We start from the raw sequence: 1,635 nt of genomic DNA, 5'->3' as shown, positions 1-1,635 counted from the left end.
TGCCGTAGCACGTCGGGAAGAAGGGCTGTTGGTAGGTTATGGCCGCCTGCGCAGCCCTCATGTAGCGCAGCGGGTGGCCATAACCGGGTCTCGGGTCTCAACAGTGGTTTTGCGTGAACCACACCGCTGAGGAGACCGGCTATGACCGCCCACCATTCTACCGTCACGACCTTGTTGGTCGCCATCGACATTTCCAAGCACCGCCATGATGTGCTGATCGGCACCCCTGGAAAGAAGCGACGCCGTCGTATGACGATCACGAACACGCTGGAGGACTTCCAGCGCCTCTCCGCGGCCCTCGCCAGCTACGACCTGCCGGTGCGGATCGGGTTCGAGGCGACCGGCAACTATCACCGCACGTTGGCGCACCATCTCGGCCAGGCCGGGTTCGAGCTGAAGCTTGTTTCCTCCGTCGGTCTGGCGCGGACGCGGGAGGCCCTGCACAACAGCTGGGACAAGAACGACCCGAAGGACGCCCAGGTCATCCTGCACATGCTGGAGATCGGGGCCGTGCAGTTTTTCCATGACCCGCTGGTCGTCGGTACAGGCGATATACAGGAACTGTCAAAAACCCACGAGATCGTCTCGCGCTCAAAGACCGAGCTATGGCACCGTATCCTGACGCATTACCTCCCGCTGTATTTTCCCGAGGCCGAACGATTTCACCGAAGCTCGCGGACGGATTGGTTCCTGACATTCCTGGAAAAATTCCCGTCACCACACATGATCACCGCCATGAGCCGGGACGCCTTCATCTCTGATGCTTGGGAGATTGTCGGCCGAAAGGTATCCAAAGAACTCCTGCTTTCAGATATTTACGCCACAGCTGTCAGTTCGGTTGGGCTACCTGTCCATCCGGATTCAGACGCCGTTCGCATGTTCCGTCTTGTGCTGGCCGAAGGGCGCAGCCTGATCCGGCAACGTGATGAGATCGAGGCCCGGGCCGTCGAGCTGCTGTCGGATCTGCCCGACTATCAGCTGCTGACGACTATTCCCGGTATCGGACCGATCAATGCCATGACCATCCTTGCAGAGGCTGGCGACCTGCGCCGCTTTCGACATCACCGGCAGTTCCTGAAGTTTTGCGGCATGGACCTCGCAACCGTCCAGTCCGGCATGTTCCGCGGCCAGAGTCGCATCTCGAAGTACGGCAATGCCCGATTGCGGCGCACGCTCTGGATGGCCGGCCAAACCGCGGTCCTCAAGCGGACCAACAGCTTCCGTGACAAGTTCGAACGCTACATCTCGAAGGATCGACATAACGCCCATCTGCGCCGCAAGGCTTACACCGCGATCGCGGCCAAGATGGCGCGCACCGTACACGCCGTGGTCATGCACGGCGAACCCTATCGCCCCTTCTTCGAGGGGGTGAGCCCAGGCGGAAGGACCTCTCTCTGACGAGCCGTGGAGGCAGCTTGCTGACCTCGTAGATAATGTTCGGGCCTTCTGCTTGGGATTTGGGATCTCGTATTGAGGACGGTGAGGGCCGCCGCAGCGCGTACCCTGTGTTTGCTATGGAAGAGATCATTTCTTGACGGCAGAGCCCGTCTGGGCAACGATTACAGGGCATCCGGGAGACCGGATGTCCCACGACCTGCTGACCCAAGCAGCCAGAATTTCCCGACATAGGACGTT

Annotated in this window: 1 protein-coding gene; it reads left to right on the top strand. The window is 60.2% G+C overall.

Going from position 1 to position 1,635, the window contains the following annotated elements; translation table 11 throughout:
- Positions 1–141 precede the first annotated feature (141 nt).
- Positions 142–1,398: an IS110 family transposase gene (locus V8324_RS21750; protein WP_336421973.1), complete on the top strand. Its 1,257-nt coding sequence runs from the start codon at positions 142–144 to the stop codon at positions 1,396–1,398.
- The last annotated feature ends 237 nt before the right edge of the window (positions 1,399–1,635 follow it).

The organism is Roseovarius sp. D22-M7, assembly GCF_037083785.1.
In the GTDB taxonomy this organism is placed as follows: Bacteria; Pseudomonadota; Alphaproteobacteria; order Rhodobacterales; family Rhodobacteraceae; genus Roseovarius.
Note: the sequence above shows the minus strand (reverse complement) of the source record. Positions and strands in the feature narration are given on the sequence as shown.

Bases quoted from the DNA above. Each gene is read 5' to 3' on its own strand.
- V8324_RS21750 (WP_336421973.1), top strand. From the start codon at position 142: ATGACCGCCCACCATTCTACCGTCACGACCTTGTTGGTCGCCATCGAC.